The sequence below is a fragment of the Thermus hydrothermalis genome (assembly GCF_022760925.1).
GTDB lineage: Bacteria > Deinococcota > Deinococci > Deinococcales > Thermaceae > Thermus > Thermus hydrothermalis.
The window spans coordinates 210,666-236,497 of record NZ_JAKTNT010000001.1 but is presented as its reverse complement, the minus strand read 5'-3'; the positions used below and the strand labels follow the sequence as shown (position 1 = coordinate 236,497).

The following is a 25,832-nucleotide window of genomic DNA, read 5'->3' as shown; positions in this document are numbered from 1 at the left end:
GCCCTGACTAAACTGACCGGTAAGGTGGTCCAAATTTAGGGCCGCAGTACAAGTTATGAGCTAACTAACCCCCCTCTTTGTTTCCCCTTGTCAAGCCCCTACGGACCAAAGTGATGAGAGCTCAGGAACCCCAGGGTGTTGACGCAACACCGTCACCTCCGCTAAAATGCTTTATGTAAGCAACATCCCCCATCTCCCCTGAAGTAGTTCTTAAACGTGATGGTTAGAGGATGAGGAGACGAAAACGTCCTGGAGGGCGTTCTATTTGTTTGTAACAATCCCATACAGGAATCCAAGCCTGAGTAAGGAGGTGAGCATGAGGAAGGTCAGACTTTCTCAGATAGACATAGATGCGGACCCCATCACTCAAGTGGTGTATGAGGGGGATATAGAGGGACTTCCCCCTGGGGAGGCCAAGGAGTACTGGGAGGCCGTGAAGGCGCACTACGGGGAGGAGTACGCCTGGGAGTACCTCAAGGCCAAGGCCCCGCCCATGGCCCTCATCTACCGGGGGTGGAGCCTTGAGGTAGTGGAGGAGGGCGATGAAGCTTGACCTGATCCCACGCCAGGAGCCCGAAGGGCCCCAGGCGATTCGGAAGAGGTTGCAAGCGCCCTCTCGCGAAACGTGGGAAGAAGTCGCTGTGGTGGCCATTGCTGCCTTCGTTTCCCAGCTCGCAACACTCGGGCTCGTGATGAACCCAAAGTACCTTCCGTTGGGCAAAGCGATGAAAGAGGCGACTGTTTGGGTCCACCGCCGGTACCTCAAGGGGTTGGAGGGCCACAACCCCGCCTTCCTCATCGCCTACGCGCACGAGCTCCCTACGGAGAGCTCCTACGATGCCAACGAGTCCCGGGCAGAGGACCTCCCCATTGGGCTCCTTTGAGAGCTCGGCCTCAACCTAAAAGAGCCCGTCCACCAAGCCTTCTCGGAGGAGGAGCTCCTGGAGTGGCTGTCCTTGGGGTACGTGGGGAGGATAAACGACCTTTTGCTAAAGGGCACTGACTTTTACCCCGAGTATTCCCACCTCCTTACCTTCCCGGGAAGTTCGCTCCACATGGTGTACTTTGACGGGATGACGGACGGCAAGGCGCCTTTCATCACGGACGCCCCCTTCCCCGAGGAACTCAAGGGGGGGCAGGAGCCTGGAAGGATCCTGGAGGCGGTCCGCGCAGGGGACCACGAGCTGATCTGGAACTGGAGGTAGGAGCGTCATGTCTGAGAAGCGCACCCTTACCCCGGAAGAGTGGGCGGAGATGCTGGCTTGGCTCCAGCCTCGGCTGTCGGTGGGCGCGCACGACAACCCCCTGCTCTTTAGCCTCAAGCCCCGGGAGGCGGCGGAGCTCGTCCTGAAGCGCCTGAACGCCCAGCACCTCACCGAGTTTCAGGAGGAGTGGGTGATCCAGGAGCTGGTGAACCTGTCCCGCACGCCCTTCTCCTTCATGCGGAACCTGGAAGCCCTGGTCCGGTACCGGCTAGGCCAACGGGACTAGCGGGCCAGGGCGAGGGCCAGCCCGAAGCCCTATAGGGCCAGGGATGGACGCCTCCTGGGCGGGAAGGGGATGGATTCTTCGGCGCGGCGCACCTCTCAGGGCCAAACCAACTTCTTGGGTTGCCAAGAAATGTGGGGGTTAAGCGGAGTAAGGGATATCCTCGTGGGCGTGAACGGACTTAGGCCATGTGCCGGGCGGTCCACCGTAAGGATTCTACCCTCCCCCGAGGAAGCATCGGTCTAGGTATAGGGGTAAGCTAGGCTTCCCATCCTCAACGCCGGAAAACGCAGGGAAGGCGCAACTCCGCGAGACGCACCCTTCCAGGGGTGCGCCTCTAGAAGACCGAGGCTTCACCCAAGCGCAAGACTCTGGCGCGGAAACACGCAAACGTCCTGCTCTCTGCAAGCCTCGAGGTTCCCTATTACTGAGTCCGCAAAGGAGAGGGCTACGCCCTCATCCCCTGGGACCGACCGCTACATGCGGGAGGCCGAGGAGGCCTTGGCCGAGGCCACCCTAGACGCCTAACCGGCCAAAGCTCCCTCCTTGGGCCGCAGCGCCTCCGCCACGAAAGCCCCCATCACCTCAAGCACGAGCCCCGAGTGGGAAAGCCTCTTCGGGAACCAAGGCCTCTATGGCCGTGGCCTCCTGGAGCGCGATGGGACCGCCGCTTGCGTCCTTGGACTTCACCCCCAGGTACCGAGGGGGGTTGTGGCTGGCGGTGAGCATAGCCCCGCCCACCGCACCCAAGTAGCGCACGGCGAAAGACAAGAGCGGCGTGGGCACAGAACCCCGGAGGAGAACCACCCGGAGGCCCATCCCGGAAAGGTGGCCGGCCAAGGCCCGGGCGAAGTCCCCCGCCAGGAAACGGGTATCGTGCCCCACCACCACCAGTCCCCCACCGCGTTCCAGAAGATAGCGACCGTAGGCTTCCGCCAAACGAGAAAGGGTGGCGAAGGTGAAATCCTTAGCAATTACTCCCCGGTAGCCCTCGGTGCCGAAGCGGAGGGGTCTATGCCACATCAATTACAACGATAGCATGCCCTACGAAGGGCTTTCGTTCAAACTTGGAATCCGGGATGCTCTTTACGACCGCACTTACCTCACCTACCCCCACGCACCGGTTTCCTAGCGAAGAACCCGAGTTCCCAAGCCTAGGGAACTTGTACACCTGCCAAAGGATTTGCCCAGTCGGGTCCGGCAAGAAAGCCGTGCTGCTACCCGCCGGCTTTGCCGCCTTCACCACCTCGTTCAGGTGCCTGTTCCCCCCTTTAGGTTCCGCCCGCGCCACGCCCCTCCCTTTAGTAAAGGAGCTCTCCGATAGGTATGGGGCTGTAGTAAAACCCCCCTCTCAGGGAGAGGGCCGTTAAGGGATATGTAAGGGTCGCGGAAGAAGCTGAAGGAAGGAGTGCCTAGGCACTCCTGATGGGAGGAGAAACTATGGGAAAGACTTGGAAGGCTTTAGGCCTAGTGGTTGGATGTTTGGCCGTTCTCTATGGTTGCACGGGACCTACGGGAGGGCCTGCAAACGGCGATAACGGCACGACGCTTGACCCAATGCAGCTTCAAGGGATTTTGGCCGCGGGAACCGATTTTGTTCTCCTGGTAAAGCCGGATGGTGTGTACGGCTGGGGCGACAACCGATTCGGCCAACTTGCGGTAGACCCAACTACCCTCCCCTTCCGGGAAACACCCGCCAAGATAGACGGCCTAGAGGATGCCATTGCGGTGGCGGCACAGTTCGGGATCGGCGAAAACCAGCGTCACGCGTTGGCCCTGTTGGAAGACGGCCGATTGAAGAGCTGGGGTGTGAACCCGTATGGCCAGCTGGGCCGCCTGCAGGGTTACGAAGACGAAGGGTTAACCTTCCAGCCCCCCGATTACGTGGTGGCGGAAGGAGGTAGCGAACACCTCGCAAACGCCGTGGCCGTAGAGGCCGGGCACGACTTTAGTTTGGTTCTACAGGTGCGCGATGGTGAACGTCGCGTTTTGGGTTTTGGGGATAACGCTAATAACTTTGGCGTCCTTACCCAAACGGACTCATGGTTCTATGACCCCCGACCTCTCCTTAAGGCGGACGGGGAACCCCTGGTGGGGGTGCGGAGCATGGATGCTGGAAATGCGCATGCGCTCTTTCTGTTAGAAGACGGTACCGTGTGGTCTACTGGGAGCAACAGGTACGGCCAGAGGGGCGTTACCAACGTGAGCGGCTCCTACGCCCAACAGGTTCCTGGTCTCACCGATGTGGTGCAGGTGGCGGCGGGTAGAGACCATTCCCTCGCCTTGAAAGGGGATGGGAGCGTGTGGGCTTTCGGAAGTAACGCCGAGGGCCAACTGGGGCAGGACTTGTCCTCGGCAACCACCTCCACACCCCAACGCGTGCCTTTCCCCTCTGGTACCCAAGTCCGTTTTGTCACTGCTGGAGGAACCCACAATTTGGCCATAGACCAAAGCGGCGGAGTATGGGCCTGGGGAAGCAACGACCACGGCCAGTTAGGCCAGGGCACCGCGGGCGACCCCTCCCCCACGCCGGCGCGGGTCAAGGGTGGGGGGTGCACGGGATTTCTTAGTGGGGCCGTGTTGGTGAAAGCAGGATACGATTTCTCCTTGGCAATCGTTCAGGAAGGAGGCAACCTCGCCCTCTACGCGTGGGGCCTAAACGACCGGGGACAGCTAGGCACAGGGGACACGACAGACACTCCTTGCCCGAAAAGGGTTCTCGTGTGGACACCTTCCCCATAGGCTAGAAGGGACCCTCCCACGGGCGGGCGCACAGGGTTTCGGCGCTTTTCTGCCGGCTAACATGGCAGCAAGATGGGTGCCGAGGTTCCTGTGCGTTAGCCGTTATCACGAGGAAAGCCTCGAGGTGCCCCTCCTTCTATCGGGGAAGACAAAAGGGACTCATCTCAAAGTGTAGCGAGGTTGGACAGCACCTTCCCAGGTGGCGCTTTTATCCCTCCCCCTAGCGTCATGGCCCTATACCCGGGCCCCTAACCTAAGCCCCACACTTACCCGCCTTGCCAAAGGAGCCTAAAAGGTGCCCTTCTCCATCCTCCTTCGCCTGGCCCGAACAACCGCTTGGCACCTAGTACCCGCCGCTTAACTCAGACCTCAATGGAGCAAAAGAAAGGTGCGGGGCCAAGATGTGGCCTGCACCTGAGGATTCTTTTCCTTTCAGCCCTTCACGTAGGCCCCTCTTTCGGCCCCCGCAAAAGAGGATTCAGTCGCCTTGAGCCACGAAGATGCTAGCGACGGCGAGATCCAACCCCTACAAGGTGGCTTCATCGGGGAAAACTCCCGGACCAAAAAGGCCCGAAGGAGAGGTGCCCTTGGTGTTCCGGAGAAAGGCCAAGGCCTCCACCGAATAGGTGTCGGAAGGGTTCACCACGTAGCCGAGCTCTTCCCCCGCGTCGGGAGGTGCATAAACAGCGCCCCCGTTCCCTGGGAACAGGGTGGCGTAAAGGTGAATGTTGGTTAGGGTCTGCCTATCTTGTAGGAAGCCGTTCGCCCGGAGGGTGTAGCTAAGCGCATGCGGATAGCTGAGGGTCACCGTGCTACCCGAAACGATCAAGGCCCCGTCTGGCCAAAGCGGAGGCATCTCCACCACCCAGTCCTGCCCCCGCAAATCCTTCAAGACGGCAAATGCCTGGAAGGAGCTTTCGCTAAAGCTTGTAGCAGATACCGCTATGCCCAGGTACACGCCCCCCTCCTGGGGAGGAAGGGTACCGTAGCGGCAATCCGTGGTACCGTCGGAGAAGCCAACGTAGCCCAAGCTCTTCATGCCTTCCTTGAAGTAGGCCACGTAGGCCCAAGGCGTGCTGGGGTTTCCACCAGAGGAAACGCGTATGGAGGGCGTGGTGTGGAAGGCCTGCCAGCCGTTCTCGTCCACCGTGTAGCTTTGGGCGTCCGCAATATCTAGGCGTACCCGCTTCCACCCAATCGGCTGTAAGCAGTGGGAAAAGCCTGTACCCGTAACGCCTGTGCCCATAAGTGTCAGAAGAACATCCTGTAAACCAGGAGGGAAAAACGCAGTCAGCTGCGCCTGGCGGGACTGTACCTGCCCCCTTTCCGGGATAAGAGCCCAACCAAGCAAAGGGAAGAACCTCACATCAAGCTCAGCTGCCAACAACGTGCTCCCATCCTCAATCGGGGTATCACCGATGGAAGAGGGAAGGTGGGCGGTGAGCGTGACCCGAGCCTGGGTTGCACTTACGGTAGAACATTGGACCACCACCCGGCTCAGCTGGGAAGGCGTGGCCTTGGTGTGGTAAATCCGGTCCGGTTCACCTCGGCAGCGGGCCACCACCTCGTACTGCCCGCTCGCCTGGAAGGCAAACTGTCCCCCCGTAAAGTTGATGGGTTGCCAGTTCCCCGAACCAACCCGGTAGTACGCCCCTGCCAGGGCGCCAGCGGGGTCCAAGAGGGAAACCGTCACGGTGCTGGCGTTGCTTCCCCCCGACTGCCCCCCGCCCCCCGCAGGCGGCAAGGAGGAGGGCTAGGCCGAAACCCAACACAACCGACTGCCATGGGAAACGCATACCTTCACCTCCTCCCCTAGGCTAGCCATCGCCCCCTTACACGAACCTTAAACGCCAGGGAGGAGGCCCTTCTCTATATTGGTTAATAGTAAGTGACCTCACCTATAGTGAAGCGGATTTCCTTCTAGAAGGCTTTCTCCTGCTCCAGGTGGCGTCGCGGGGGATGACCCTCGGGCGCCCCCACTGGGACGGTTAGCCCGTGTGCTTCCTTATTCCCTAGCAGGCCTTGCACGAGAAAACACGTGGCCGTTGGGCTTTTAGATCCGCAGCCAAACACCTATCAATGCAAAACCACGAAGGGCCTTGGACCCTCGCAACCCCCCCGAACGGGGTCCCTTTCCGCCTTGGCCCGCAGCCTTCGGGAAGTGCTAGAACAGCTCCGCGGAAAGGGCTTTTGGGTTGAGGGATGGGCGTTCTATCGGAAGGAGCACGCTCGGGGCTCCGGGTGGCGGGTGCTTAAAGGAGCAACCCTAGACCTTTGGGTTTCCGCCGCCGGGGAGATCATCCTGGAGGTAGACCCCACCTACCGGATCCTCTGCGATAGGACCCTCGAGGCTTGGCTCGCCCAGGGTCACCCCCCACCCAAGCGGGTTAAGAACACCTACGATGGCCGCACCTGGGAGCTCCTCAGGCTGGGGGAGGAAGACCCCAAAAGCATCCTGCTTTCGGGGGGCCTAAGCCTTGTGGAGTACCACGCTTCCAAGGGACGCATTCGGGATGGAAGATGGGGTCGGGTGGCGTGGGTGGCAAACGCCAAGGACGCAAAGAAGGAAATTCCCCACCTGACGAGCCTGCTTGTTCCGGTGCTTACCCTCGAGGACCTCCACGAAGAAGGGGGATCTAACTTAGTCTTGTCTATTCCTTGGAACCAACGCCAGGAAGAAACGCGCAAGGTTGCCCTGTTGGTGGCGCGAAAGCTCGGGGTGGAGCACCCCAAGCCCGTAGAGGCCCGGGCGTGCCGTATGCGCATGCCCGAGCTTCGGGCCCGAACGAAGGTGGGCAAACCGGCGGATGCGTTACGCGTGGGGCTTTACCGGGCTCAGGAAACCACCCTGGCCCTCCTCCGCCTAGACGGGGCTCGAGGATGGCCCGATTTCCTTCTCAGGGCCTTGGAACATACTTTTAGGGCAAGCCAGGCCCGGCTCCATGTCCGGGAAATCCATGCGGACCCTTCCCAAACCCTCGCCTTTCGTGAAGCTCTGGCAAGAGCAAAAGAAGCGGGCGTTCAAGCCGTACTGGTTCTGACCCCACCCCTTTCTTGGGAAGAGCGCAACCGCCTGAAGGCCCTCTTCCTAAAGGAGGGGCTCCCGAGCCAGCTCCTCAACCTCCCCATCCAAAAAGAAGAGCGCCATCGCCTAGAAAACGCCCTTCTGGGGCTTCTCGCCAAGGCGGGGTTGCAGGTGGTAGCGCTGAAGGGTACCTACCCCGCGGACCTGGCCGTAGGGTTCGATGCGGGAGGCAGAAAGTCTTTCCGCTTTGGGGGTGCGGCCTGTGCGGTGGGGAGCGATGGCGGGCATCTCCTTTGGAGCCTTCCCGAGGCGCAAGCGGGGGAAAGCATCCCCGGGGAAGTGGTCTGGGACCTCCTGGAGGAAGCCCTTCTCGTCTTTAAGCGCAAGAGCGGAAGGCTACCCTCCAGGGTTCTCCTCCTCCGCGACGGTTTCCTGCCAAAAGACGAGTTCACCCTGGCTTTGGAGAAGCTTCGGCAGCTAGGGATCGGCTTTGACCTGGTATCCGTGCGGAAATCGGGGGGTGGTAGGATTTACCCCACCCGTGGCAGCCTCTCGGATGGCCTCCTCGTGCCCTTAGAGAACAGGACGTTTTTGCTCCTCACCGTGCACCGGGAGTTCCGCGGCACGCCGAGGCCGCTCAAGCTGGTGCACGAAGAAGGGGACACACCCCTAGAGGTCTTGGCGGAACAGATCTATCACCTGACCCGACTCTACCCGGCAAGCGGCTTCGCCTTCCCTCGGCTCCCTGCGCCCCTGCACCTGGCGGACCGCCTGGTGAAGGAAGTGGGCAGGCTCGGGGTGCGCCACCTGAAGGAGGTGGACCGGGAGAAGGTCTTCTTCGTGTAAGCCACAGCCTGGCGTGCGGGTGTACGGGAAACGGGAGCTCCCAAACTAGTGGGTAAACCCCTACCGGTGGTCCCGGTAGGGGGTTTCTGTCCCAGGGCCGGCTTAGAAAAACCGGAAGATCTCTATGGCTTCTTAGGGAGAGCGGCCTTAGGAGGCTTAACGGATTGCACCATCTCCAAGTTCCCATCCTTTCCAACAGCCACGTGCCTATTCTTGAGCAGGGCGCTAAGGGCGTAAACGTTCTTGCGCACCCGAACCCTTACCGTGGCAAGGCTGGTGGCCTTTCCCACCACGGGGTAACGGTAGCTCTGTCCCGAGGGCAGGGCGAAGACCACGTAGGCGGCTTTGCCCAGCTCCTCCGCGCTCGGGAGCGTGCCCTTACCCGTCTGCCACAGCGCCATCCCCTTGGCGTCCTCCAGGACCAAGACCGTGCCCGGGGGCAAGGTCCTGGGCGGGAAGACGCTCGCCACTTTAAGCCCGTTATGCCCACCCACCGAGGCCGCCAAGGCCATGGCCGAAGCTAGAAGCAACCCCAGTACCCTTTTCATCCTCGCACCTCCGGAGCATCCGCTCCAGGCCCTATTGAAGCGGAGGACCCTGAAGCGGTCCTGAAGCGGAGCTGCACGGCAAACCCCCGCTCGCGGCGCAAAAGAATCTCTGCGCCAAGCGCATCCGCCACCTGGCGCACCACCCGCATCCCTAAGCCCTCCGCCCTTCCGGGCGGAGGCCCTTGCCCCTCGTCCCCCACCTCCACGAAAGGCCTGCCCCCTTCTACGCCCACCCGCAGGCGCACCGTGCCCTGGCCGTGGAGCAGGGCGTTGTGCACCAGGTTGTTGAGGGCACGCTCCAGGAGACGGGGATCGGCTTGAACGAGCACGGGCTCTGTTTCCAAGAGAATTTCCCGGCCCCGGGCCACCGCCAAGGGCTGGAAGCGGTCAAAGACCTCCCCAGCCAGGACCACCAGGTCCACCTCCTCCCACCGGAGGTCTTGCGCTTGGGCGCGCGAGAGGGCGAGGAGGTTTTCCGCCAGGGCCTCGAGGCGCTCCGCCTGGAGCTTGAGCCGCCCGAGGGTTTCCCGGTTCACCTCCCGCGCCCGCAATAGGGTTTCTAGCCCCACGCGGAAAGCGGCGATGGGCGTCTTCAGCTCGTGGCTGGCCAGCGCAAGGAAGCGGACCTCCCGCTCCCGTTCCGCCTTGAGGGCGGCGAGGAGGCGGGCGAAGCTCCGGGCGAGCCGGGCCACCTCGTCGTTTCCCGGGGGTGGGTCCACCACGGTAAACCGCTCGGCCCCCTGGGCCAGGCGGCGCAGGGGCCAAAGGGCCTGACCTACCAAGAAGTAGGCGAGGATGCCCGTGAGGACGCCCAAGCCCAGCCAGATGGGGAGGCTTAGGCGAAGGAAAAGGGCGGATAGCCGGTCCACCACGCCCAGGGGTTGGGCCACCACCACCCGGTATTCTCCCCTCGCCTGGGCGTACACCCGCCACCCGCTCAAGGTGGCCGGGCGGGTTTCCGTATAGGTCCGCAACAGGTCGGGGGCCGAGCCCAGCCCACCCTCCCAACGGAGTTCCCCGTCCACGTAAAGCCAAGCCACGCCGGGGAACTCCCCTCCCAAGGCCTCGGCCTCCATCTCCGGGGGGACCAGGCGGTCAGGTTCCGCCAAAGCGGACTCCAGAAGCAGGTTGGCTTGAAGGCGGAGGGTTTGGTCCACCTCCGCAAGGGCCAGGCGGGAGAGGAGAAGCGCCGAGAGGAAAAGGCCGAGCCCCAAACCCACGAGGGCCACGAGGGATGCAGCGAGGGCAAGGCGAAGCCTGAGGCTCATCCGGGCGCACGGTAGCCGAGGCCCCGCACGGTTTCCACGATTCCCTCTCCCAGCTTCTTGCGCAGGTTTTTCACGTAGACCTCCACCAGGTTAGAGTTGCCCTCGTAGTCCGGACCCCAGACGCGCTCCAGGATCTCCTCCTTGGAGAAGAGCCGGCCGGGGTTGAGGAGGAGGAGCTCCAGCACCTGGTACTCCTTGGCGGTGAGCCCCACGGGGACGCCCCCCTTCAGAACCCGCCTCGCCTCCACCTCCAAGACCACATCGCCCACCTCCACCCGCCGGGGCCGGAGCTCCCCCCGGCGGAGGAGGGCTCGGGTGCGGGCCAGAAGCTCGGGGAGCGCAAAGGGTTTGGTGAGGTAGTCCTCCCCCACTTCCAGGCCCGCGAGGCGGTCCTCGAGGGCATCCTTGGCGGTGAGGAAGAGGATGGGTAGGGAAAAGCCGGACTCCCTCAGGGCGCGGGCCAGGGCGAAACCCGCCTCCTCGCCCTCGGGTAGGCGCACGTCCAAGACTAAGAGGTCAAAGGACTCCTCCCAAACGAAGGCTAAGGCTTCCTCCTGGTCCTTGGCCCAGCGCACGTGAAAACCCTGGGCCTCCAAGGCCTGGACCACCAGTTGGCCCAGGGTAAGGTCATCCTCCACGAGGAGGAGCCTAGGACCCATCAGAGCTTGAGGGCCTGGCGGAGGGCGTAGACCTTAGCCGGGGTGAGGTTCTTGGCCCGCTCCGCCTTGACCTCCGCCGGGGTATAGGGCTTGAAGCCCGCAGGGGGCTTGTTGCCGAAGCTATTGGCCACGTAGTTCAGGATGGCGGCGACCTGGTCGTCCTTGAGCTGGGGCCCCCAGGCGGGCATGGCCCCGTTGTAGGCCTGGCCCTTGACCCGGATCTGGCCCTGGAGGCCGAAGAGGACCAGGTCCACCAGGTAAGTACGGCCGCCCTTCTTGGCCAGGATCTCCTGGACGTGCCCCGCCAGCGGGGGGAAGGCACCCGGAACCCCTTGGCCGTTCGCCTGGTGGCAGGTGGCGCAGTACTGGCCGTACAAGGCCTGGCCGCTTTGGGCGGCGGCGAGGCCGAGGGAAAGGCCAAGGGCAATCATAAGTACCTTACGCATGCTTCACCTCCTCCGTACCAGAGTACACCCAAACCTGAAGCCTGGCTGAAGCGCAGCCTTCCAGGGGAAGGCGTGTTAGCCTAAAGGCATGGGGCTTTTAGGCAAACCTAAAAGTCGCCCCTGGTGGTGGTACCTGGGCCCCGGGTTCCTGGTATCCGTGGGCTACATGGACCCGGGAAACTGGGCCACGAGCCTCGAGGCGGGTAGCCGCTACGGCTACCGCCTCCTCTTCGTGGTGACCCTGGCGAGCGCCATGGCCTTCCTCTTCCAAGCCCTGGCCGCCCGCTTAGGGGTCGCCACGGGGAAGGACCTGGCGGAGCACCTAAGGGAAAGGTACCCCGGAAAGCCCGGGCGAATCCTCTTCCTCACCGCCTTTGTGGCCATGGTGGCCACGGACCTGGCGGAGTTCATGGGCATGGCCGTGGCCCTGAACCTCCTCCTAGGGCTCCCCTTGGTCCTGGCCGCCTGGATCACGGTGCTGGACGTTTTCCTCATCCTTTACCTGGAGCGGTACGGCTTTCGGGCGGTGGAGCTGGCGGTGTCCGCCCTGGTGGGGGTTATCGGCTTGGCGTACGTGGTGGAGCTCGCCCTGGCCCGGCCCGACCCCCAGGAGCTTGCGCGCAACCTCTTCCTGCCCAACCCCACCCTCCTGGAGCCCGGGGCCCTCTTCGTGGCCTTGGGGATCCTGGGGGCCACGGTCATGCCCCACAACCTCTTCCTGCACTCGGCCCAGGTGAGAACCCGGCTGGGGGAGGACGGCCCAAGGGTATACCGGTACCTCCTCTTGGACACCGGCCTCGCCCTGGGCGGGGCCTGGCTGGTGAACGCCGCCATCCTCGTGCTTTCCGCGGCGGTGTTCCACGGGCGGGGCCTGGTCATCGCCGATCTGGCCCAGGCCTACCACACCCTCACCCCCCTCCTGGGCCCCCTGGCGGCCACGGCTTTCGGCGTGGGGCTTTTGGCGAGCGGGCTTTCCAGCACCACCACCGGTACCCTGGCCGCCCAGGTGGTGGTGGAGGGCTTTTTGCAAAGCCGGAGTAACCCCGCCCGGCTCCGCCTCCTCGTGAGGGTGCTGGCGGTGCTCCCCGCTTCCATCGCCCTCACCCTCCATGCTTCCCCCATGGGGCTCATCGTCCTCTCCCAGGTGGTCCTCTCCCTGCAACTCCCCTTTACCCTCTTTCCCCTCCTCGCCCTGGTGGGGGACCCCAGGGTGATGGGCCCCCTAAGGGTGCCTAGGTGGGTGGGCTTCCTGGCCTGGGGGAGCGCCCTCTTGGTCTTGGCCCTGAACCTTTTCCTCCTGGTACAGACCCTGGCCTAGACGACTTCAGGCTCCCTTCAAGTTCGGGGTACAAACTTTTCTCGTGCGCCGATGGCTTCCCCTCGTGCTGGCGCTCCCCTTGGGTCTGGCAGCGCCCTTGGGAAAGGGTCTGGTCATAGCGGATGCGGGCAACCACCGCCTGGTGGAGCTCTCTCCGGAAGGTAAACTGGTGCGCACCGTACCCCTTCCCCCACCCTTCCGTTACACGGACGACGTCTTTTTTGCCCCAGGGGGCCGAACAGCGTACATCACCGACCCCGAGGTGGACGCTGTGGCCGCCGTCCGCTATCCAGAGGGAAAGCTCCTTTGGGTCTACGGCAAGCCAGGGCAGCCCGGGCCTGGAACTGGCCAGTTGGACAACCCCGATGACCTGGTCCCCCTGCCCTCGGGCCTCTTGGCGGTGGCGGACATCCGCAACTGCCGTGTCCTCCTACTCACCGAGCAGGGGAAGCTCTTCCGCACCTTGGGCCAAACCCGGGTTTGCCGCAACGGGAACGGGTACTTCAACAAGCCCAACGGCGCTTTCCCCTTGGGCATGGACCGGCTTGTGGTCACCGAAATCGTAGGGCACGACGTGGCCATTGTGGACCTCTACGGCCACCGCCTCCGCACCTTACCCCTCCCCCTGCACTACCCCTCGGACGCCAACCTGACCCCCTGGGGTACCCTGCTGGTGGTGGACGGGTGGTCCCCTGGGGCGGTGCTGGAGGTGGACCTCAAAGGGCGGGTGCTCTGGCGGTATGCCCCCACGGGCAAGGCCGGACGCTTGGACCACCCCTCGGTGGCGGTGGGGCTTGCTAGCGGCCTCGTGGCCCTCACCGACGACCGGCGCCACCGCATCCTGGTGGTGGACCGGAAGACCAACCGCGTGGTCTTCCAGTACGGCAAAACGGACCGTCCCGGTTCTGGGCCCGGGGAGCTACGCTTCCCCGATGGCCTAGACCTGGTGCGTTAAGATTCGGCCTATGTGGCCCCTTGTCCTCCTCCTAGCCCCCCTCCCGTGGGGGGAAAAGGACACCCCAGCTAAGCCCCTGCCCCATCAAGACCTGCCTGTCCTCCACCTAGCCCTACCTGGGGTGGTGCGCGCCGTGTACCTGGATAACGGCTATATGGAGGCCGCGCACGTGGTGCTGGAGGCGGAAACGAAAAACCCGGAACGCCTCCTCCACCTGGCCCAACGGGCGGCGGAGGAGGCTTGGCGGGCAAGGCCCTCCCTGGACGAGGTGGACCTCTCCGTCTACGGAGCCCCTTACCGGGGGCCTGAGGACCTTCCCCTCTTCACCGCCAGCGTACCCAAGCCGCTAGCCCCTGCCTTTTTCGCCCTGAGGGAACCCGTGGGATACGAGCGCCTCTGGCTGAACCCAGGGAGGGCGACCCGCTATCCCCTCGAGCCCGTCCTGGAAGACCACCCCGCCGTGGAGGGCCCCGAGGCCTTTCGGGCCCGGGAAAGGGCCAACCAGATCCTGCAAAGCCGCTTGGGCGCCAAGGGGTCCCTCCTTTACCACGGGAACCCAACCCGCCCCTTCGCCGCCCTCACCTTTGACGACGCCCCCCATCCCCTCTTCGCCCCGCTCCTCCTAGACCTCCTCAAGCGGCTTGGCCTGAAGGCCACCTTTTTCGTCATTGGGCGCAACGCCGAGGCCTACCCCTATTTCGTGCGGGACATGGTAGAGGCAGGGCACGAGCTCGGCAACCACACCTACCACCACGTGCGCCTAGCCAAGCTTTCCCCGGAGGAAATTAGGCGGGAACTCCTGCTCTGCAACGAGGTCCTGAAGACCATCACGGGAAGGACGCCCCAATACTTCCGTCCCCCTGGGGGGCGGTACAACCCCACCGTGCTACGGGTAGCGGAGGAGCTTGGCCTCACCACGGTGTTCTGGACGGATGACCCCGGGGACTATGCGGGCCTCCCCAGAAGCGTCCTGGGGCGCCGCCTCGAGGCCCACCTCCGGCCTGGGGGGATCGTCCTCCTGCACGACAACGTGGTGGGAACCCTGGAGGTCCTGCCCCTCTTCGCCCACAAGGCGAAGGCCCGGGGGCTCGCCCTGGGCACCGTGGGGGGCCTCCTCGCCCAGCGATGAAGCGGGACATCCGGTTGGACGCCTTCCGGGGGCTTACCGTCCTCCTCATGCTCTTCGTGAACAATCTGCCCTCCGGAGCACCCCCCTGGCTTGGCCACGGCCCCTTTGGCCGGAGCTACTTCGTGGCGGATCTGGTCTTCCCCTGGTACCTCCTCGCCATGGGGGCGGCCATACCCTTCAGCCGGGAGGGGGCCCTACGCCGAGGCGTTTCCCCCCTGGCCTACGAGCTCCGCCTCCTGGGCCGGGTGGCTCTCCTCTTCCTCCTCGGCCTAGGCCTCACGAGACTACAGGCCAAGCGGCCCGTTTTCGCCCTGGACGTGCTCCAACTCTTTCCCTCGCCTACTGGATGGGGGCGTGGCTCTACGACCTCCCTCCCTTGCGGCGCACCCTCCTGGCCCTCCTCCTCGGCATGTACGAGGCGGCCCTCCTCTTGGTGCCGGTGCCTGGGGCGGGTCAGGGGGTCTTTCGGGAAGACACCAACCTCCTCCTCCACCTCAACCGCACCTACCTTGCGCCCTTGGGTCTCCGGGGCCTCCTTTCCGCCTTACCCACGGGGGCCTTCGTCCTCCTGGCCACCGGCCTTGGCGAGGGCTTACGCCAGGGGAAACCCCTCTGGCCTTGGGGCCTTTTGGGTTTGGTGGGGGGAGCCCTGACCGGAGCCCTCCTCCCCCCGGACAAGACGTACTGGACCCCTGCGTATCTCCTCCTTGCCCTGTTCTTCGGGGTGGCGGTGTTTGCGGTTCTAACCCGCCTGCCCCGGCTGCAGGCGGCCCTTCGTCCCTTCGGAACCAATCCCTTGTTGGCCTACGCCGTCCCCGTAGGCCTCAAGCTCACCTTCCTGGGCGGGCCCATGGCCGCCGCACTCGGGTATTTGGGGTCCCGGTTTGGCGCCTGGGGCGGGTAGGGGTTCACCTTGGGGTACGTCCTCCTTTGGGCCGTGGTCCTGTGGCTCTTGGACCGCAAAGGGGTGTACCTCCGCCTTTAGGCGGAAGAACCGAGCGGGAGGGGAGGTCTAGATCCCCCACCCTTACCCTAGCTTCCGTCCGCAGGGGGTTGAAGTGGGGGAAAATGGTTGCTAACGAGACTCATTTGCAGTAAGAATTAGCCCGCGGTAACCTGAGGCCATGGACCCCCGCACCCTGCCCGAAGACGAACACCGCCTCGTCCTTCAGGTGGTCCAACCGGGCCTTCTTGGGCTCATGGACGGCTCCGTTTCCACCTTGGCCCCCCTTTTCGCCGCCGCCGGACTCACGGGCAACCCCCATAGCGCCTTCCTGGTGGGAATAGCGGCCGCCTTGGGGGCTGCCCTCTCCATGGGCCTCGCGGAAGCGCTTTCGGACGACGGGAAGCTTTCGGGCCGCGGGCACCCCGTGCTCCGGGGGAGCGTCACCGGAGGGGAAACCTTCCACACCCTGCCCCTCCTCATACCCCACATGGGGGTGGCCCTGGCCCCCGCCGTGGTGGTGTTGGTGCTCCTGGCCATCGCCTGGATCCGCTACCGGTACATGCGTAGCCCCTTGGGGGCCACGGTGGCCCAGGTGTTGGTGGGCGGGGGCCTGGTCTTCCTGGTGGGCCTCACCTTGGGGCGGCTAGGGGGAGGGTAGCCCCGGCGGGAAGGCGCCCCAAGGCGGGGCCCCCTGGGCACACCCCCTAAGGGGAAGGTCACCTGGGGGCCCCAGCCGGCCTTCCAAACCCGCTTTGCCGCCCCCCTGCCGCATCATGGGTGTATGGGCAATCCCTGGCTGGAAGCCCTCGGCGACCCCGTTACCGTGCTCTTCACCCTCCTCCGCGTGGGGGTGGTCTACCTAACCCTTCTCCTTTTCCTCCGGCTGAGTGGGAAAAAGGTGCTGGGGCAGATGACCCCTTTGGACCTCCTCACCCTGCTCCTCCTCTCCAACGTGGTGCAAAACGCCATGATCGGCCCCGATCCCCCCTGAGCCTTCGCGGGAGGGCAAAGCCGTCCATGCCGGGAAGCATCACGTCCAGGATGGCCAGGTCGTAGGGGAAGGCGGAAACCAACCCCAAGGCCTCCTCCCCGGTCCTCACCCAGTCCACGGCGTAGCCCTCCCCTTGGGGGGCCTCCTGGACAGGCTCCCCTACCCGAGGGTCATCCTCTACCAGGAGGACACGCACCCCTCCACCTCCAAACGAGCCTCAGGGCGGCGAACCAGGCCAGGGTAAGGGCCCAGCCCGCCAGCACGTCGGAAGGGTAATGCACCTGGAGGTACAGCCGGGAAAGGGCCACGGCCACCGCCTACAGGGAGGCCAAGGCCAAGACCCTCCTGGCCCGCCCAGGCTCGTCCTCCAAGAGCCAGTAGAGGCCCAAGGCCAGGGCCAGGCTCGCCATGGTGTGGCCGGAAGGGAAGCTAAAGTCGGACTCGGGCGTGATCTGCGGAAAGAGGTGAGGACGTGGCCGGGCGAAGAGGAACTTTCCGGCCAGGTTCAGCAACTCGGTCCCCCCTACGAGGAGCAAGAAGGGGAGCCAGGGGCGTTTCCTGAGCGCTGCCCAAAGACCAAGTCCCAGCACCCAGAGGACCATTAGGGGCAAAGAGGCGCTCCCGGTCAGCGTGAGCGCCACCCAGTCACCCACAGGGCTGCGGATTTGGTGGAACCAGGTCAGGATGGGCCCATCAAACCCGAACCCCTCCTTCCGGTACACGTGCTCCGCCAGCTCGGCGAAAAGTAAAAGCGCCCCGAAGAGGGTTCCATAGAGCAAAAGGAGAGCTCCAGCCTGTCGCATTGCGCTCCTCTCTAAGCCACGCCTTGGAAACATTCGGCACCCTTCCTTGCCATTGGGCGACAACTCCCTTCCCTATAGCTTAGGGAAAGGGACAAAGGGGAAGCCCCTTCGTCCTGGCGATATCCCCGGATACCCCTACTCAACGGGCTCCCGAAAGCGCCTCAGCGACCCGTGGGCCACTTACCCAAGTAGGCCCTGGTCCGCGCATCCAGGAGCACCTGCTCCCGGCTGCAATCCACCTGCAATACCGGCCTTCCTTGGGGGCGCGGGAAGGCTACCTCTTGCGGGAACTCCTGTGCGCCTAAGGTCCGTTGCGCTAGCGCGATGGCCTCCTTTAGGGGAATGCCTGGGTTTTCCCGTAGCCAAGCCTTGGCCCTCAAGGCCCGCTCCTTCAGGCTTTTGGAGCCTAAGACCTTCCCCGTAACCCCATCCACGTACACTTGCAAGGGAGCCCGCCCCTTGGCCAGGTCCACGCTGTACACGGGCTTCCCCTAGGAGCAGAATAGGCTGATCTCCTCTGGAGGGTTGCCGAGCCGGGCCCAGGCCTGGGCTTTTCCCGCCGTATCCCTAAAACCTAAGGTCGGCAACGCTTGTGCCATGGCGATGGCCCAAGGAACCACGAGAGCGAAAAGCGTTTCGCGCATACGTCCCCCAAGATGAGGAAAAGGGGGTGGGTTGCCCGACCCCCTCACCCGTAGGCTACGGCCCGTCCTCTACCTCCCCTTCGCCGCCCTCGTGGCTCTCCTCCCCGTGCTCCCCGGCGGACTTCCCCTCCTCCTTGCCCAGGGCCTCCCGGTGGAGAACCTGGCCCGTGCCCGCATCCACCTTGACCTCTCGGCCCGCCAGGACCACCTCCCACACCAGGTACCCGTTCTCGTTCCCCAAGGACACCCGCACAGGGGCCGCCGTGGTGGAAAGGGCCTGCAGCGCCACCTTCACCGCCTCCTGGGCGGTCACCTTGGCCAGAGCCTGGTAAGCGGAGGCCTCCTCCGCCTCGGTGGCGTAGTCCTGTTGTACAGGGATGGAGCCTTGGTAGCTGGGCGCCTGCGCCCCCATCTACGCCACCTGGGCCAAGGCCAAGAACCCGAGAGCCAAAGCGCTGACACCTGCTGCCTCTGTCTTCTTGGGCACTTTGGGGTAGACGGCTTGGGCTCGGACGAGTGCGGCGGATGCGCACCAGGACCGTTCCTTCCCACCCCCTTGCCCTAAAGCTCCGGCTCCCTGGAAGCTACCCCAGCCCAAGGGGCGAAACGGCCTACGGGGTGCGCCACCTGCCCCAGGGCTTCCTCCTCATGGGGCTCGCCGGGGCGCTTTCGGGCCTTTTGGGCATCGGCTCAGGGGCCCTCAAGTCCTGGCCATGGATCGGGTAATGGGCCTCCCCTACAAGATTTCTACCACCACCTCCAACTTCATGATCGGGGTCACGGCGGCGGCCAGCGCAGGGCTGTACTTCCGCCGGGGCTACGTGGACCCCGGGGTGGCGCTCCCCGTGGTCCTCGGGGTGCTCCTAGGGGCCTTCTGGGGGGCTAGGCTCTTGCCGGCAAGCCCCACGCCCCGGCTTAGGCGGGTGTTCGCCCTGGCCATCGCCGGCCTGGGTTTGGAGATGATCCTAGAAGGGGGTAAGGGGTGAGGCAAAGGAACCTCCTTGCCCTCGTGCTCCGCTACGGGGTCCTCCTGGCGGCGACGCTCCTGGCCCTGGGGGGGCTCGGGCACTTGGGGATTCTAGGCATGGCTCCCCGGGTCGCCGAGGGGTTGGCCTGTGCGGGGCTTTACGTTCTCGTCCTCACCCCCGTGGTCCGGGTCGCCCTTTCCGCCCTCCTCTTCGCCGAAGAGGGGGACTGGTCCTTCGTGGGCATCACCCTCTTCGTGCTGGCGGTGCTCCTCCTGAGCCTCTTCGGGCTACTCTGAGAAGGCCGTGCCGGCGTAGAATGCGCAGGGCGGCAGTAGTCCAGCCAAACCGGACATCCAGCCATGGTACCCATCCTGCGCGAGCGGCCCAACCGCTACGACCTCTTGGCCCTGGGCCTCACCCTGGGGCTCCTCGCCCTCTTCCTGAGGGCCTCCCAGGAAGCGGCGGGCCCCTTTGCCCCGACGCCCATCGCCTTAGACCCCATCCACCTACCGGGGTACGCTCTGCGCACCGCCTTCCGCATGGGGCTCGCCCTCATCCTCTCTACCTTCTTCACCTTCCTCTACGCACCCCTGGCGGCCAAGACCCGCCTCGAGCCCCTCCTGGTGGCCCTTTTGGACATTCTCCAGTCGGTGCCCATCCTAGGCTTCCTGGCAGCGTCCGTGGGGACCCTGGCCGGCCTTTTCCCGGGGCGGGCCCTGGGGTACGAGCTGGCGGCCGTGTTCGCCGTCTTCACCTCCCAAGCCTGGAACATGGCCTTCAGCTTCTACCAGGCCTTGAAGACGGTGCCGCGTGAGCTGGACGAGGCCGCCAGGCTTTTCCGCCTCACCCCTTGGCAACGGTTTTGGCGGTTGGAGCTCCCTTTCGCCCTTCCCGGGCTGGTGTGGAACGCCATGATGTCCATGTCCGGGGGCTGGTTTTTCGTGGTGGCCTCGGAGGCCATCGCCGTGGGTAAGACGGAGGTGGACCTGCCCGGGATCGGGTCCTACATGGCCTCCGCCCTGGCCCAGGGCAACCTCGAGGCCTTGGCCCTCGCCGTCTTGGCCATGCTTTGCGTAATCGTCCTCTACGACCAGCTCCTCTTCCGCCCCCTCGTGGCCTGGAGCCAGCGCTTCAAGTACGAGGAAAGGGCCGGACAGGAACCGACGAGGAGCTGGGTGCTGGACTTCTTGCGGCGCACCCGTACCGTGCGGGGCCTTGCGGAAAGGGGAGCGGACTGGGCCCTGGAGGCCCTCCTCCGCTACGAGCGTCGCCTCCGTCCCCCCCGTCCCCTTCGCCTCCCCACCTGGCCCCTCTACGCCGCCCTGGCCCTGCTGGCCCTATGGGGCCTGGCGGCCCTCTTCGCCACCCTCCGCCCCTTGAGCCTCGCCGAGGTGGCCCACGCCTTCGCCCTGGGGTTTTTCACCCTGTTGCGGGTGCTCGGGGTTATGCTCCTCGCCAGCGTGGTCTGGGTTCCCGTGGGCATCCTCCTCGGCCAAAGGCCCCGGCTTGCCGTGCGGGTCCAGGCCCTGTTGCAGTTTTTGGCCGCCTTCCCCGCCAACCTCCTCTACCCCTTCTTCGCCTACCTCCTCCTGCGCTTCCACCTGTCCCTCGAGGTCTTCTCCGCCTTCCTCATGGCCCTGGGCACCCAGTGGTACATCCTCTTCAACGTCATGGCCGGGAGCATGGCGGTTCCCGGGGACCTGAAGGAGGCGGCGCGGGGGTTTGGCCTGCGGGGTTGGGCGCTCTGGCGGCGCCTCCTCCTCCCCGCCTGCTTCCCCTTCCTGGTCACGGGCCTCATCACGGCGAGCGGGGGCACGTGGAACGCCTCCATTGTGGCCGAGGTGGTCACGTGGCATGGGAAGACCCTCGAGGCCACGGGCCTTGGAAGCTACATCGCCCGTTGGACCCTGGCGGAGGGCCAAGGGCCCCACCTCCTCCTCGGCATCGCCGTGATGAGCCTCTACGTGGTGGCCCTAAACCGCCTCGTCTGGCGGCGGCTTTACCGCCTGGCGGAGGAGAGGTACCGCCTATAGGAGGTTGGGATGCTTTTGGAGGCGGAGGACGTGAGCAAGGCCTTTAGCGCGGGGGAGAGGCCTTTCCCCGTTTTGGAAGGCGTGAACCTCGCCGTGGGGGAGGGGGAGATCGTGGCCCTGTTGGGGCGGTCGGGCGGGGGGAAGAGCACCCTTCTCCGCATCCTGGCCGGGCTCATCCCCCCGGACCGGGGGGAGGTGCGCTTCCAGGGCAGGCGGGTGGAGGGTCCGGTGGAGGGCATGGCCACGGTCTTCCAGAGCTTCGCCCTCTTCCCCTGGCTCTCGGTCCTGGAGAACGTGGCCTTGGGCCCCGAGGCCCGCGGGGTACCTAAGGAGGAGCGGGTACGCCGCGCCCGGGAGGCCCTCGCCCTCGTGGGCCTCCAGGGGTTTGAGGAGGCCCTGCCCAAGGAGCTCTCCGGGGGGATGAAGCAACGGGTGGGCCTGGCCCGGGCCCTGGTGGTGGAGCCCAAGGTCCTCCTCCTGGACGAGGCCTTTTCCGCCCTGGACCCCCTCACCGCCGAGGGGCTACGGGGGGACCTTCTGGACCTATGGCAGGCGGGACGGCTTTCCGCCCGGGCCATCCTCCTGGTCACCCACAACATTGAAGAGGCGGTGGCCCTGGCGGACCGGGCCTTGGTCCTCCAGGGAAGCCCGGCAAGGATCGGCCGGGAAATCCCCATCCCCTTAGCCCACCCCCGGGATCCCCACCATCCCCGCTTCCGGGCGGTGGTGGAGGAGATCTACCAGGCCCTCACCCTGCGGGAGGAGGTGGAAAGGCATCTAGAGGAGGAGATCGTGCGCCTGCCCTCGGCCTCCGTGGAGGCCCTGGCGAGCCTGGCGGAAGCCTTGGCCCGGCACGGGGGGCGGGCGGACCTGCCCGTGCTGGCGGCGGAGGAGGGGCTCGAGGTGGACGACCTCTTCCCCCTCCTGGAAGCCCTAGAACTTTTGGGCTTCGCCCGAGCGGAGCGGGGAGACGCCGAGCTCACCCCGGCGGGGGCCGCCTGGGCCTCGGCCACCCCCGAGGAGCGGAAGATCCTATTCGGCGAGCACCTCCTGCGCCAGGTACCCCTCTTCGCCCGCCTCCACCAGGCCCTCTTGGCAAGGCGGCAGGTTCCCGAGGAGCGGGTTTTGGCCCGGCTCCGCCAGCACCTCCCCGAGCCCGAGGCCAGGAGGGTCCTCGCCGTGGTGCGGGAGTGGGGACGGTACGCCGGGCTCCTCGGCTATGACGACCGGGCGAGGGTCTTTTTCCTTCCCGAACAGATGGAGGAGGTGCCGGAACTTTAGCCCGCCACCACCCCTCGCTTGCCAGGCGTATAGTTTCTGTCTGTGATACCCATCCTTTGGGTGTTCCTCCTTCTCCCTAGCGCCTTGGCCTTCCCCCTGGATACGCCTGCCTTCGCCACCCTGGTAGAGGACTCCTACCGGGAGGTGGCGGGGGCCCCGCCTTTCCTCCCCTGGTGGGAGGGAGCTTTCCGGCACGCCTTCCACGAGGATTTCCGTACCGCCCTCAATCGTAAGGCCCAGGCCCCTCCCTTGGAAGCCGCCGCCTGGACCTTCCGGGTCATCAAGCGCCTCCTCCCCCGCTTCAGCCTCGAGGAGGGCTACGAGTTCGCCTACGCCGCCCTCAAAGGGGAAAGGCAGTGCCTGCTCCAGGCGGTCCTGGTGCAGGGGATGCTCTCCTCTATGGGGCTCGCCTCGGGGGTCTACATGGTGTACGAGAACCCCGAGGGGAAGCGAAGCAACCTGGGCCATGCGGTGGCGGTCCTACGCCTGGGAGGGCGGGACTACCTGGTGGACCCCTCCGAGCCCACCCCGTTCCCGAAGCACCGGGGCCTCTTCGTGGCCACCCCTCGAGGCCTGCGCTTCGCCGAACCCCAGTACGCCCCGGACGGGGCCATCCTCAGCTACCGGACCAAGGAAGGCACCCTTACCCCAGACCAGGTGGCGCCCCTCCCATTCCCCTACGTCCGGAGCCAGTTCTTTTACTACCGGGGCGAGCAGGCCAAGGGCGGGGTGTTCCGGGGGCCCAGTACCCCTAAGGGCCTGGCCCGTTCCGAGGCCATGCTCCGCAAAGCCGTGGCGCTGGCCCCGGGAAACCCCTTGGCCCAATACGTCCTCGGCCTCACGTTGCGCAAGGAGGGGCGCCTTGGGGAGGCGAGGGCGGCCCTTGAACGGGCCCGGGGCCTTTACCAGGTGGCGGGCTTCGTGCCCCCAGGGGTGGAGGCTGCTTTGGAGGGCTTATGAAGCTCCAAGGACACACGGACGAAGGCCGCTACCCCTGGTGGCAGGTGCTCTGCCTCACCGGGGTGGACCTCTTCTCCTCCCTGGGCTACCAGCCCGGCATCGCCCTCCTGGCGGCGGGGTTCCTCTCCCCCCTCGCCAACATCGCCTTGGGCCTTTTCGCCCTCCTGGGGGTCTTTCCGGTGTACCGCCGCCTGGCGGAGGAGAGCCCCCACGGGGAGGGGTCCGTGGGCCTCCTCACCCGGCTCCTCCCCGGGTGGCGGGGCAAGGTCTTGGTCCTGGTGGTCCTGGGCTTTATGGCCACGGACTTCGTCATCACCATCACCCTCTCCGCCGCCGACGCCGCCGTCCACCTCATCGGCAACCCCGTGGCCCCCGCCTGGCTCCAGGGGAGCCAGGTGAGCCTCACCCTCCTCCTCATCGCCCTCTTGGGCTTCGTCTTCTACCTGGGCTTCCGGGAGGCCATCGGCCTCGCCGTGCCCATCACCTTGGGCTACCTAGCCCTGAACGCCATCACCCTGGGGGTGGCCCTCAGCCACGTGGGTCCCGAGCACCTGGCCCAATGGTGGCAAGGGCTCCTCCGCGCCCACGCCGATCCCTTAGGCCTTATCCTCGCCACCACCCTCGCCTTTCCCAAGCTGGCTTTGGGCCTTTCCGGCTATGAAACCGGCGTGGCGGTGATGCCCCTCATCCGGGGGGGACCCCAGGACACCCCGGAAAGGCCTTGGGGCCGGATCCGGGGGGGCCAGCGCCTCCTCTTGGCGGCCGCCACCGTGATGGCCTCCTTCCTGGTGGCAGCGGGCTTCGCCACCGCCCTCCTTATTCCCCCCGAGCTCTGGCAAAGCGAGGAGGTTTCCGGTAGGGCCATCAGCTTCCTGGCCCACCGCTACCTGGGGGAGGGGTTTGGCAGCCTTTACGACCTATTCTCCATCGTGATCCTCTGGTTCGCTGGGGCCAGCGCCATGGCGGGCCTCCTTACCCTCGTGCCCCGCTACCTTCCCCGGTTCGGCATGGCCCCGGAGTGGGCCCGACAGCACCGCATCCTGGTGCTCTTCTTCACCGGCGTGGCCTTCGGCATCACCCTCCTCTTCCGTGCCCAGGTGGAGGCCCAGGCGGCGGCCTACGCCACCGGGGTCCTGGTGGTGATGAGCTCCGCCGCCTTGGGCGTGGCCCTTTCCGCCCAAAGGGAGAAACGCAAGGAAGCCCGCTACTTCCAGACCCTCCTCCCCGTCTTCGCCTACGTTCTGGTGGCCAACGTGGTGGAGCGGCCCGACGGGGTGCGCATCGCCTCCTTCTTCATCGCCGCAACGCTTTTCCTCTCCTTCCTCTCCCGCACCTTGCGCTCCTTTGAACTCCGGGTAGAAGCCTTCCAGCTGGACGAGATGGCGGAGCGGATGGTGGCCCACCTGAAAGAGCAGGAGGCCCCCCTCCGCCTGGTGGCCCACCGGCCCGAGCGGGGTGGGAGGTCCGTTTACTGGGACAAGGAGCGCCGCATCCGCGAGGCCACCCACATCCCCGCCCACGACCCCATCGTCTTCGTGGAGGTCTATGTGCAGGATCCCTCCGAGTTCAGCACCGTGGCCCAGGTCTGGGGGGTAGACCACCGGGACGCCAAGGTCTTCCGCATCCTGGGTACCGCCGCCCCCAACACCCTGGCCGCCTTCCTCCTTTACCTGCGGGAGCGGACGGGAAAGCGCCCCCACATCTACTTTGAGTGGTCCGATGAAGGACCCTGGCAGGCCGCCCTGGACTTCCTCCTCTTCGGGGAAGGGGACGTACCCACCCTCACCCACGAGATCCTGCGCCGGGTGGAGGCCGACCCCCGGCGGCGGCCCGTGGTCCACGTGGGGGGCTAGCGGCGCCAGCGGGAAAGAAGCCCTGAGGCGAGGATCGTCATGGGCACGGCGAGGAAGATGCCCAGGAGGCCGAAGAGCTTGCCAAAGGCGAAAATGGCGAGGAGGACCAGGGCGGGGTGGAACCCCACGGTCCGCCCATAGATGAGGGGGATGAGAACCTTCCCCTCCAGGAGGGCGATACCCCCATAGCCTGCCAGGACGAGAAGGGCGCTTAGGGGCCCTAAGGAGGAAAGGGCCACCAGACTTGCCAGCAACGCCGCCGTGATCCCCCCCACGAAGGGGATCACCTCCAGCACCCCCCCGAGGAACCCAAGGGCGAAGGGGCTCGGCACCCCCAGGGCGAAGAGCCAACCCCCGAAAAGGAGGGCGAAGCTTAGGGCGATGAGGAACTGGGCGCGGGCCCAGTATCCCAGGCGGCGCCAGGTGCCCTCCAGCACCTCCGACCAGCCGTCCCCCGGGAGGTAAGGGGCCGCCCGGGGCACCAGGTGGGGCTCGAGGCTGATCATCACCGCCAGAACCAGGGCCAAGACCAGGCCGGACACGGTCTCCCCTACCCGCAGGAGGAGGTCCCCGGCGATGTGGAAGGAGGGAGCCAGGGAGGAAAGAAGCCCGGAGCCGGAAAGCCCCAGGTTCCCCTGAAGAAAGGCGAAGGCCTGGGGCAGGACCTCGCTCAGGTTGCGGAACTGCCGGGCCAAAAGGGGCGCCACCAGGTAAAGCCCTAAGGCCAGGACCCCTAGGACCCCCAGGTAAGCCAGGACCACCGCCGAGGGATGGGGTAGAAAACGGCGAAGCACGCCCACCAGGGGGTCCAAAGCGGCCGCCAAGGTGAAGGCTAGGAAGACCCAAAGGAAAAGGGGATAAAGCTTTCCCAACGCCCAAAGGGCGAGAATTAGAAGAAAAAGGCCAACGAAGAAACGACCCACGCCCCC

28 protein-coding genes and 2 pseudogenes are annotated in these 25,832 nt (G+C 65.3%); 19 read left to right on the top strand and 11 right to left on the bottom strand.

Features of this window, described 5'->3' with window-relative positions; all coding sequences use genetic code 11:
• Window positions 1–316: 316 nt before the first annotated feature.
• The 4 genes from L0C60_RS01225 to L0C60_RS01210 all read left to right on the top strand — a co-directional run bounded on the left by L0C60_RS01225 (window position 317) and on the right by L0C60_RS01210 (window position 1,491).
• The gene (locus L0C60_RS01225; RefSeq protein ID WP_243092413.1) at window positions 317–553 is read left to right on the top strand and encodes a hypothetical protein; all 237 of its coding nucleotides are present in this window, start codon (window positions 317–319) and stop codon (window positions 551–553) included.
• Window positions 543–884 carry a hypothetical protein gene (locus tag L0C60_RS01220; RefSeq protein WP_243092412.1) on the top strand — a complete coding sequence of 114 codons (342 nt, stop codon included), beginning with the start codon at window positions 543–545 and terminating at the stop codon, window positions 882–884. The genes L0C60_RS01225 and L0C60_RS01220 overlap by 11 nt, the downstream gene beginning before the upstream one ends.
• Before the next feature lie 81 nt (window positions 885–965).
• Window positions 966–1,205 (top strand): hypothetical protein, encoded by a 240-nt coding sequence (locus L0C60_RS01215; RefSeq protein WP_243092411.1) that lies wholly within the window; start codon window positions 966–968, stop codon window positions 1,203–1,205.
• Window positions 1,206–1,212: 7 nt separating this feature from the next.
• Entirely contained in the window at window positions 1,213–1,491 is a 279-nt protein-coding gene (locus L0C60_RS01210; protein WP_243092410.1) for a hypothetical protein, read from the top strand.
• A 606-nt stretch (window positions 1,492–2,097) separates the two neighbouring features.
• Here the strand turns inward: L0C60_RS01210 and L0C60_RS01205 are convergent.
• Window positions 2,098–2,511 (bottom strand): annotated as a pseudogene (locus L0C60_RS01205) (phosphoglucomutase/phosphomannomutase family protein); the annotation flags it as partial.
• 417 nt (window positions 2,512–2,928) lie between these two features.
• Here L0C60_RS01205 and L0C60_RS01200 point away from each other — a divergent pair.
• Window positions 2,929–4,230 carry an RCC1 domain-containing protein gene (locus tag L0C60_RS01200; protein WP_243092408.1) on the top strand — a complete coding sequence of 434 codons (1,302 nt, stop codon included), beginning with the start codon at window positions 2,929–2,931 and terminating at the stop codon, window positions 4,228–4,230.
• A gap of 526 nt (window positions 4,231–4,756) precedes the next feature.
• On the opposite strand, the gene L0C60_RS01195 is transcribed toward L0C60_RS01200, so the two are convergent.
• A complete protein-coding gene (locus tag L0C60_RS01195; RefSeq protein ID WP_243092407.1) occupies window positions 4,757–5,923 on the bottom strand; it encodes a hypothetical protein in 1,167 nt (388 codons plus the stop codon).
• Window positions 5,924–6,478: 555 nt separating this feature from the next.
• Here L0C60_RS01195 and L0C60_RS01190 point away from each other — a divergent pair.
• Window positions 6,479–8,101 carry an argonaute PAZ domain-containing protein gene (locus L0C60_RS01190; RefSeq protein WP_243092406.1) on the top strand — a complete coding sequence of 541 codons (1,623 nt, stop codon included), beginning with the start codon at window positions 6,479–6,481 and terminating at the stop codon, window positions 8,099–8,101.
• 122 nt (window positions 8,102–8,223) lie between these two features.
• Here the strand turns inward: L0C60_RS01190 and L0C60_RS01185 are convergent, their stop codons facing one another.
• The 4 genes from L0C60_RS01185 to L0C60_RS01170 are packed head-to-tail and all read right to left on the bottom strand — an operon-like array spanning window position 8,224 to window position 11,022.
• Complete coding sequence (locus L0C60_RS01185) at window positions 8,224–8,649, bottom strand: hypothetical protein (RefSeq protein ID WP_243092405.1); 426 nt, start codon at window positions 8,647–8,649, stop codon at window positions 8,224–8,226.
• Window positions 8,646–9,917, bottom strand: a complete 1,272-nt coding sequence (locus tag L0C60_RS01180) for a HAMP domain-containing sensor histidine kinase (protein WP_243092404.1) — start codon at window positions 9,915–9,917, stop codon at window positions 8,646–8,648. Before L0C60_RS01180 ends, L0C60_RS01185 begins: the two co-directional genes overlap by 4 nt.
• Complete coding sequence (locus tag L0C60_RS01175) at window positions 9,914–10,576, bottom strand: response regulator transcription factor (RefSeq protein WP_243092403.1); 663 nt, start codon at window positions 10,574–10,576, stop codon at window positions 9,914–9,916. Before L0C60_RS01175 ends, L0C60_RS01180 begins: the two co-directional genes overlap by 4 nt.
• Window positions 10,576–11,022, bottom strand: coding sequence for a c-type cytochrome (locus tag L0C60_RS01170; protein WP_243092402.1), 447 nt, complete (start codon window positions 11,020–11,022; stop codon window positions 10,576–10,578). Before L0C60_RS01170 ends, L0C60_RS01175 begins: the two co-directional genes overlap by 1 nt.
• 88 nt (window positions 11,023–11,110) lie before the next feature.
• On the opposite strand from L0C60_RS01170, the gene L0C60_RS01165 reads away from it, so the two are divergent.
• From L0C60_RS01165 to L0C60_RS01140, 6 genes are all read left to right on the top strand, one after another.
• Window positions 11,111–12,340: an Nramp family divalent metal transporter gene (locus L0C60_RS01165; RefSeq protein ID WP_243092401.1), complete on the top strand. Its 1,230-nt coding sequence runs from the start codon at window positions 11,111–11,113 to the stop codon at window positions 12,338–12,340.
• Between the two features lie 43 nt (window positions 12,341–12,383).
• On the top strand, window positions 12,384–13,295 hold the full coding sequence (locus L0C60_RS01160) for a hypothetical protein (protein ID WP_243092400.1): 912 nt from the start codon (window positions 12,384–12,386) through the stop codon (window positions 13,293–13,295).
• Window positions 13,296–13,305: 10 nt separating this feature from the next.
• A complete protein-coding gene (locus tag L0C60_RS01155; RefSeq protein ID WP_243092399.1) occupies window positions 13,306–14,424 on the top strand; it encodes a polysaccharide deacetylase family protein in 1,119 nt (372 codons plus the stop codon).
• A gap of 346 nt (window positions 14,425–14,770) precedes the next feature.
• On the top strand, window positions 14,771–15,328 hold the full coding sequence (locus tag L0C60_RS01150; RefSeq protein WP_243092398.1) for a hypothetical protein: 558 nt from the start codon (window positions 14,771–14,773) through the stop codon (window positions 15,326–15,328).
• A 220-nt stretch (window positions 15,329–15,548) separates the two neighbouring features.
• Complete coding sequence (locus L0C60_RS01145; protein WP_243092397.1) at window positions 15,549–16,028, top strand: VIT1/CCC1 transporter family protein; 480 nt, start codon at window positions 15,549–15,551, stop codon at window positions 16,026–16,028.
• Window positions 16,029–16,151: 123 nt separating this feature from the next.
• Window positions 16,152–16,361 carry a hypothetical protein gene (locus tag L0C60_RS01140; protein ID WP_243092396.1) on the top strand — a complete coding sequence of 70 codons (210 nt, stop codon included), beginning with the start codon at window positions 16,152–16,154 and terminating at the stop codon, window positions 16,359–16,361.
• Here L0C60_RS01140 and L0C60_RS01135 read toward each other — a convergent pair.
• The 4 genes and pseudogenes from L0C60_RS01135 to L0C60_RS01125 form a co-directional block, all read right to left on the bottom strand.
• Window positions 16,300–16,557 (bottom strand): response regulator, encoded by a 258-nt coding sequence (locus tag L0C60_RS01135; protein ID WP_243092395.1) that lies wholly within the window; start codon window positions 16,555–16,557, stop codon window positions 16,300–16,302. The two genes, L0C60_RS01140 and L0C60_RS01135, sit on opposite strands and share 62 nt — an antisense overlap.
• Window positions 16,532–17,164, bottom strand: a pseudogene (locus tag L0C60_RS01130) (phosphatase PAP2 family protein). Before L0C60_RS01130 ends, L0C60_RS01135 begins: the two are co-directional and overlap by 26 nt.
• Before the next feature lie 161 nt (window positions 17,165–17,325).
• Complete coding sequence (locus tag L0C60_RS12945) at window positions 17,326–17,646, bottom strand: hypothetical protein (RefSeq protein WP_418952994.1); 321 nt, start codon at window positions 17,644–17,646, stop codon at window positions 17,326–17,328.
• 217 nt (window positions 17,647–17,863) lie between these two features.
• Complete coding sequence (locus tag L0C60_RS01125; protein WP_234508673.1) at window positions 17,864–18,220, bottom strand: PepSY domain-containing protein; 357 nt, start codon at window positions 18,218–18,220, stop codon at window positions 17,864–17,866.
• Window positions 18,221–18,333: 113 nt separating this feature from the next.
• On the opposite strand from L0C60_RS01125, the gene L0C60_RS01120 reads away from it, so the two are divergent.
• The 7 genes from L0C60_RS01120 to L0C60_RS01090 all read left to right on the top strand — a co-directional run bounded on the left by L0C60_RS01120 (window position 18,334) and on the right by L0C60_RS01090 (window position 24,903).
• On the top strand, window positions 18,334–18,534 hold the full coding sequence (locus L0C60_RS01120) for a hypothetical protein (protein WP_234508674.1): 201 nt from the start codon (window positions 18,334–18,336) through the stop codon (window positions 18,532–18,534).
• Complete coding sequence (locus L0C60_RS01115; RefSeq protein WP_234508676.1) at window positions 18,522–18,794, top strand: sulfite exporter TauE/SafE family protein; 273 nt, start codon at window positions 18,522–18,524, stop codon at window positions 18,792–18,794. The genes L0C60_RS01120 and L0C60_RS01115 overlap by 13 nt, the downstream gene beginning before the upstream one ends.
• Complete coding sequence (locus L0C60_RS01110) at window positions 18,791–19,072, top strand: DUF1634 domain-containing protein (protein ID WP_234508678.1); 282 nt, start codon at window positions 18,791–18,793, stop codon at window positions 19,070–19,072. Before L0C60_RS01115 ends, L0C60_RS01110 begins: the two co-directional genes overlap by 4 nt.
• Before the next feature lie 63 nt (window positions 19,073–19,135).
• Window positions 19,136–20,809 carry an ABC transporter permease gene (locus tag L0C60_RS01105; protein WP_234508680.1) on the top strand — a complete coding sequence of 558 codons (1,674 nt, stop codon included), beginning with the start codon at window positions 19,136–19,138 and terminating at the stop codon, window positions 20,807–20,809.
• A 9-nt stretch (window positions 20,810–20,818) separates the two neighbouring features.
• Window positions 20,819–22,090: an ABC transporter ATP-binding protein gene (locus tag L0C60_RS01100; RefSeq protein WP_243092394.1), complete on the top strand. Its 1,272-nt coding sequence runs from the start codon at window positions 20,819–20,821 to the stop codon at window positions 22,088–22,090.
• Window positions 22,091–22,132: 42 nt separating this feature from the next.
• Complete coding sequence (locus L0C60_RS01095) at window positions 22,133–23,050, top strand: hypothetical protein (RefSeq protein WP_234508684.1); 918 nt, start codon at window positions 22,133–22,135, stop codon at window positions 23,048–23,050.
• Entirely contained in the window at window positions 23,047–24,903 is a 1,857-nt protein-coding gene (locus L0C60_RS01090; protein ID WP_234508685.1) for an APC family permease, read from the top strand. The genes L0C60_RS01095 and L0C60_RS01090 overlap by 4 nt, the downstream gene beginning before the upstream one ends.
• Here the strand turns inward: L0C60_RS01090 and L0C60_RS01085 are convergent.
• The gene (locus tag L0C60_RS01085) at window positions 24,900–25,826 is read right to left on the bottom strand and encodes an AI-2E family transporter (protein ID WP_326491146.1); all 927 of its coding nucleotides are present in this window, start codon (window positions 25,824–25,826) and stop codon (window positions 24,900–24,902) included. The two genes, L0C60_RS01090 and L0C60_RS01085, sit on opposite strands and share 4 nt — an antisense overlap.
• Between the last annotated feature and the right edge of the window lie 6 nt (window positions 25,827–25,832).